This window comes from Streptomyces cahuitamycinicus, from assembly GCF_002891435.1.
In the GTDB taxonomy this organism is placed as follows: Bacteria; Actinomycetota; Actinomycetes; order Streptomycetales; family Streptomycetaceae; genus Streptomyces; species Streptomyces cahuitamycinicus.
In genome coordinates this window covers 25,784-31,783 of sequence record NZ_POUC01000043.1, presented here as the reverse complement: position 1 = coordinate 31,783, position 6,000 = coordinate 25,784, and the positions used below count along the sequence as shown (strand labels likewise).

7 protein-coding genes are annotated in these 6,000 nt (G+C 70.7%); all 7 read right to left on the bottom strand.

What is annotated here, in order from left to right; translation table 11 throughout:
• A partial coding sequence (locus C1J00_RS08835; RefSeq protein ID WP_180989466.1) for a TerD family protein occupies positions 1–528 on the bottom strand: 528 nt, incomplete at its 3' end.
• A 77-nt stretch (positions 529–605) separates the two neighbouring features.
• Entirely contained in the window at positions 606–827 is a 222-nt protein-coding gene (locus tag C1J00_RS08830; RefSeq protein ID WP_102908481.1) for a hypothetical protein, read from the bottom strand.
• 74 nt (positions 828–901) lie between these two features.
• A complete protein-coding gene (locus C1J00_RS08825) occupies positions 902–1,891 on the bottom strand; it encodes a zinc-dependent alcohol dehydrogenase family protein (protein WP_102908480.1) in 990 nt (329 codons plus the stop codon).
• On the bottom strand, positions 1,888–2,739 hold the full coding sequence (locus C1J00_RS08820; RefSeq protein ID WP_102908479.1) for a carbohydrate ABC transporter permease: 852 nt from the start codon (positions 2,737–2,739) through the stop codon (positions 1,888–1,890). The genes C1J00_RS08825 and C1J00_RS08820 overlap by 4 nt, the downstream gene beginning before the upstream one ends.
• A complete protein-coding gene (locus C1J00_RS08815) occupies positions 2,736–3,677 on the bottom strand; it encodes a carbohydrate ABC transporter permease (RefSeq protein WP_102908478.1) in 942 nt (313 codons plus the stop codon). The genes C1J00_RS08820 and C1J00_RS08815 overlap by 4 nt, the downstream gene beginning before the upstream one ends.
• On the bottom strand, positions 3,674–5,047 hold the full coding sequence (locus tag C1J00_RS08810) for an ABC transporter substrate-binding protein (RefSeq protein ID WP_102908477.1): 1,374 nt from the start codon (positions 5,045–5,047) through the stop codon (positions 3,674–3,676). Before C1J00_RS08810 ends, C1J00_RS08815 begins: the two co-directional genes overlap by 4 nt.
• A gap of 133 nt (positions 5,048–5,180) precedes the next feature.
• Positions 5,181–5,948: a DeoR/GlpR family DNA-binding transcription regulator gene (locus C1J00_RS08805; RefSeq protein WP_102908476.1), complete on the bottom strand. Its 768-nt coding sequence runs from the start codon at positions 5,946–5,948 to the stop codon at positions 5,181–5,183.
• Positions 5,949–6,000: the final 52 nt, after the last annotated feature.

Here is a 6,000-nt window from a genome sequence, read left to right as displayed (position 1 = left end):
CGGCTGGGGCGGGGCGGCCGCGGCCGGCTCCTCCACCGTGACACCGAAGTCCGTGGCGATGCCCGCGAGGCCGTTGGCGTATCCCTGGCCGACGGCGCGGGCCTTCCACTGGCCGCTTCGCTGGTAGACCTCCACGATGACCAGGGCCGTCTCGCCGCCGAGCTGCGGCGGCGTGAACGTGGCCAGGACGGAGCCGTCGTCCGCGTTGCGGATGGTGGCCGTCGGCTCGATGCCCTGGAAGGTCTGGCCCGCGGCGTCCGGGCTGGCCGTGACGACGATCTTCTCGATGCCCGGGGGCACGGCCGCCGTGTCGACCACGATCGCGTCGGGCGCACTGCCGCCGCCCGAGCGGTACGTCACGCCGGGGCCCGACGGCTGGTTGTAGAAGATGAAGTCGTCGTCGGAGCGCACCTTGCCGTCGGCGGTGAGCAGCAGGCCCGATACGTCGAGCCGCACCGGGGCGGTGACGTCCACCGTCACGCGGGCGGCGGACAGGGGGATGTTCGAGCCGGGGGTCATAGCTGTCATGCCGGGTGAACGAGCGAAGCGGTTTTGCCGTTCCCTTACCTTGCGGCCAATCGGGTCACGGCGCTCGCCAGGGGGCTTCAGCGGCGATTGCGGGGGTGGGCGCGGGCGGTGCGTTCGTTGCCCCGCTTGTAGTTGCCGGTCCAGCGGGCCATCACCAGCTGGGCGTCGGAGGTCTCGACCTCGGCGAGGAACTGCGCGGCCCGGGGGCCGTTCAGGGTCGTGGCGGGGCGGCCGTGGTGGCTGATGCGGACCGTCCCGCCGGTGTGCTGCTCGTAGGTGAATCCGTGGGGTCGTGGCATGCCGCGAGCGTACGGCGGCGGGGGCGGGCGTCCCACCGGATTTCGCCCGTCCCCGCAAGGCACGGTCCGTTGCCCTACGGCACGACCACGATCTTGCGGCCGACACCCGCCGCGAACTGCTCCAGCGCCTGCGGGTACCGCTCCAGCGGGACGCGGTCGCTGATGAAGATCCCGGGGTCGAGGACGCCGTTCGCGAAGAGTTCCGCGGCCCGCTCGAAGCTGTGCAGGACCGCCATCGAACCCGTGATGGTGATCTCCTGGTTGTAGATGCGGTACGGGTCGATCGTCACCCGCGTCGCGTAGTCGGCCACGCCGAACTGCAGGAACGTGCCCGCTTTCGCCACCCGGGCCAGGCCGTCCTGGATCGCCGCCGCGTTGCCCGTGGCGTCCACGACCAGGTCCCAGCCCTGGGGGCGGTCCAGTTCGTCGGGGTTCGCCGCCGACGCCGAGACGCCGAGGCTGCGGGCCGTCTCCAGACGGGCCGGGTTCACGTCGACGACGTCCACGCTCGCCGCGCCCGTGCGCTTGGCCAGCTCCAGCATCATCAGGCCCATGGTGCCGGAGCCGTAGATCAGCACGTGCGCCCCGAGGCGGGACTGGAGCACGTCGTAGCCCCGCACCGCGCAGGAGAGGGGCTCGACGAGCGCCGCGTCCTCGGTGCGGACGTGGTCGGGGAGCTTCACGCAGTTCGCCACCGGGGCGAGGGCGTACCGGGCCGCGCCCCCGGCCGTGGTCACGCCGATCGCCGCCCAGCGTTCGCAGAGGTTGTTGCGGCCGGTACGGCAGTAGCGGCACTCGTAGCAGTACAGGGAGGGGTCGACGGCGACCCGGTCGCCCACCGACACCTCCGTGACCCGGGTGCCGACCCCGACGACCTCGCCGGCGAACTCGTGCCCGGGCACGATCGGGAGCTCCGGGGCGAACTCGCCCTGGAGGATGTGCAGGTCCGTGCCGCACAGCCCGCAGGCCGCGACCTCGACGACGACCTCGCGCGGCCCTGGCGTCGGGTCCGGGACCTCGGCGACGACGGCCTTGCCCACGGACTCGATGACGGCGGCCTTCATTTCACGGCTCCCAACGACAGGCCCTGGACCAGTTTGTCCTGGGCGGCGAACCCCGCGGCGAGCACCGGCAGGGAGATGACGAGCGACGCGGCGCACACCTTCGCCAGGAACAGGCCCTGGCTGGTGATGAAGCCGGTCAGGAAGACGGGGGCGGTCTCGGCGACCACGCCCGTGAGCACCCGGGCGAACAGCAGCTCGTTCCAGCTGAAGATGAAGCAGATCAGCGCCGTGGCGGCGATGCCGGGGAGGGAGATCGGGGCGACCACGCGCGCGAGGACCGTCGGCAGCCGTGCTCCGTCCACCCGGGCTGCCTCTATCACCGCGACCGGGATCTCGGCGAGGAACGACTGCATCATCCACACCGCGATCGGCAGGTTCATGGAGGTGTAGAGGATGACCAGCAGCCAGATGTTGTCGAGCATCCCGGCGTTCTTGGCGAACAGGTAGATCGGCAGCAGGCCGGCCACGACGGGCAGCATCTTCGTGGAGAGGAAGAAGAACAGCACGTCCGTCCACTTGCGGACCCGGTTGACGGACAGCGCGTACGCGGCGGGGAAGGCCAGCAGCAGGACCAGCAGGGTCGAGGCCACGGAGGCGACCGTGGAGTTGATCAGGGCAGGCCAGGGGCTCGCCCCGCCGCCCGCTCCGAAGAACTCGCGGTAGCCGTCCAGGGTGAGCGAGGCCGCGAAGGACGGCGGGTTGGTCGCCGCGTCGGTCTCCGAGTGGAAGGACGTCAGCGCCATCCACGCGATGGGAAGGAAGAACGCGATGCCGAGCAGCCAGGCCAGCAGGCCCAGGCCCGCCCCCTTGCCACGGGCCCGGCGGGCGTGTGGTGCGGTCGTGCTCATGCGCGGGACACCTCCTCGCGGAACAGGGACGACACCACGCGCAGGGCGAAGGTCGCGATGACGATCGAGCCGATGACCACCAGGACGCCGGCGGCCGAGGCGAGGCCGTTCTCGTGGGCCTGGTAGAAGCTCTGGTAGACGGTGTACGGGAGGTTGGCGGTGCCGAGTCCGCCGGAGGTGATCGTGAAGACCGCGTCGAAGTTCTGGACGATGTAGATCGAGCCCAGCAGGGCGCCCAGTTCGAGGTAGCGGCGCAGATGCGGGAGCGTCAGGTGGACGAAGATCTGCCAGTCGCTCGCGCCGTCGACGCGGGCCGCCTCGATCTGCTCGTGGTCGCGGCTCTGCAGGCCGGCGAGCAGGATCAGCATCATGAACGGCGTCCACTGCCAGACGAGGGACGCCTCGACCGCGAGCAGCGGGGCGGTGGAGATCCAGTCGGGCTGTGGCCCGCCCACATAGTGCAACAGCCCATTGAGCAGGCCGTATTCAGGGTTGTAGAGCACATGCTTCCAGAGCAGGGCCGCCGCGACCGGCACCACCAGGAACGGTGCGATCAGCAGCGTCCGCACGATGCCCCGGCCGCGGAACCTCCGGTCCAGCAGCAGGGCGAGGACGAGGCCCAGCACCAGGCTGGCCAATACCACGGCCACCGTCAGCAGCACGGTCGTCCACACCGAGTGGCGCAGGTCCGCGTCGGTGAGGACCTCCTGGTAGTTGTCGAGGCCGGTGAAGTGGCGGGCGCCCGGGTAGAGGCTGTTCCAGTCGAAGAAGGAGATCACCAGCGTGGCCACGAAGGGCAGCTGGGTGACGACGATCATGAAGATCAGGGCGGGCAGCAGCGGGGCCCGGGTGGCCCAGGCGCGCAGCCGGGCGGAGGGACGGCGGGCTGGGGTTCCCGTCTGAGGTGCGGCCACGGGGGCCGTCGTCGTGGCGGTCATCGTCCCTCGTACTCCTCGGAGATCTTCTCGGCGAGCGCCTGGGCCTTCCTCAGGGCCGACTCGACGGACTGGCGTCCGGCGATGGCCGCGCTGATCTCCTGGGAGACCTTGGTGCCGAGGTCGGTGAACTCGGGGATGCCGACGAACTGGATGCCGGGCGCGGGCCGCGGCTGGACGCCGGGGTCGTTCGGCCGGGCCTTCTCGATGGCCTCCTTGGTCATCTCCTGGAAGGCGGCGGCCTCTTTGCGGTAGTCGGCGTTGGCGTACGTGGAGGCCCGCTTGCCGGCCGGGACGTTCGACCAGCCGACCTCGTCGCCGACCAGTTCCTCGTAGTCCTTGCCGGACGCCCAGGAGACGAACTTCCAGGCGTTGTCCGGGTTGCGGGAGGCCTTCTGGATGCCCCAGGCCCACGTGTAGAGCCAGCCGGAGGACTCGGTCTTCTCGACGGGGGCGGGGGCGTAGCCGACCTTGCCCTTGACCGGGGAGCCGGCGGCCTCCAGGGAACCGGCCGCGGAGGTGGCGTCGTACCACATGGCGACCTTGCCCTGGGTCATGTTGTTCAGGCACTCGGCGAATCCGGCCTGGGCGGCGCCGGATTCGCCGTGCTCGCGCACCAGGTCGACATAGAACTTCGTCGCCTTCTCGAAGGCGGGGGAGTCGAGCCGCGCCTTCCAGTTCTTGTCGAACCAGGTGCCGCCGAAGGTGTTCACGACCGTCGTCAGCGGTGCCATCACCTCGCCCCAGCCGGGCAGGCCGCGCAGGCAGATGCCCTTCATGCCGGGCTCGGCCCCGTCCGCCTTCGCGGCGAGGTCCGCCACCTGCCGCCAGGTGGGGCGCGCGGGCATCGTCAGGCCCTTCTTCTCGAACACGTCCTTGCGGTACATGAGGAAGGACGACTCGCCGTAGAAGGGCTGGCCGTAGAGCTTGCCGTCGTCCGCGGTGAGGGACTGACGCATCGGCTTCAGGACGTCCCGCTCGTCGTAGGCGGGGTCCTTCGCGACGTAGCCGTTCATCTCGTGCAGCCAGCCGTTGCGGGCGTAGATCGGTATCTCGTAGTTGGACAGGGTGGCGACGTCGTACTGGCCGGCCTGGTTGGCGAAGTCCTGGCTGATCTTGTCGCGGACGTCGTTCTCGGGCAGGACGGTGAAGTTGACCTTGATGCCCGTCTCCTTCGTGAAGTGGGCGCGGGTCAGCTTCTGCAACTCGACCATCTGCGGGTTGTTGACCATCAGGACGTTGATGGCGTCGCCGCCGGATCCGGCCCCGCCCGCGCCGACCCAGCAGCCGGAGAGCAGCGGGGCGAGCAGCGTCCCTGCGGCGGCCAGGGCGAGCGGGGCTCGCGGTGGCCGTCGTCGGCTCTGGGTTCGCATGGATCGCTCCTGGAGGTATGGGGAGATAAGGGGCATCACAGGGCGTGTGGGTGTCCTGGGGAAGATGGACCGCCGATGCGGACCACCGGCCGCCCGCCCGCGAGGACGCGGGTCTTGACCGGCAGGGTGCCGGTCAGACGCGGATGACCTGCGGTCCGAGCAGCGAGTAGCGGTGGGCCTCGGCGACCGGCAGGAGGGTGCTCGTCACGATCGTCTCCAGCGCGCCGACCTCGGCGAACCGGCAGAAGCTGACCGCTCCGAACTTGGTGTGCACGCCCGCGAAGACCACGCGGCGTGCGGCCCGGATCGCCTGGGTCTTGACCTCGCTGACGGCCGGGTCGGGGGTGGTGAGGCCGTGTTCGCGGGAGATGCCGTTGGCGCCGATGAACGCCAGGTCGACGACGAAGCCGGACAGCATCTTCGTCGTCCAGTGGTCGACGGTGGCGAGGGTGCCGCGCCGCACCCGGCCGCCCAGCAGCAGCACGCAGACGTGCTCGGCCTCGGCGAGGGCGCCCGCGACCGGCAGGGACGCGGTGACCACGGTCAGCGGCCGGTCCCGGGGGAGTGCCTCGGCGATGAGCTGCGGGGTGTAGCCCTCGTCGACGAAAACGGTCTCGGCGTCGCCGAGCAGTTCGGCCGCGGCGGCCGCGACCCGGCGCTTCTCGGGGACGTGGCTCGTGGCCCGGAAGGCGAGCGTCGTCTCGAAACCGGCGCTCTCCACGGGGTAGGCGCCGCCATGGGTGCGGCGGAGCAGGCCGTGGTCCTCCAGGACGCGCAGATCCCGCCGTACCGTCTCCTTGGCCACGCCCAGTCCGGCGGCGAGGGCGGTGACGTCGACGGCGCCGTCCCGGCGTGCGGTCAGCACGATCTCGCGCTGGCGTTCTTCCGCGGTTCTGTTCATAGGCCGTCACCCGCCTTCCTGCCGTGCTGCCCGTTCGGGCCCTCGGTCGGGC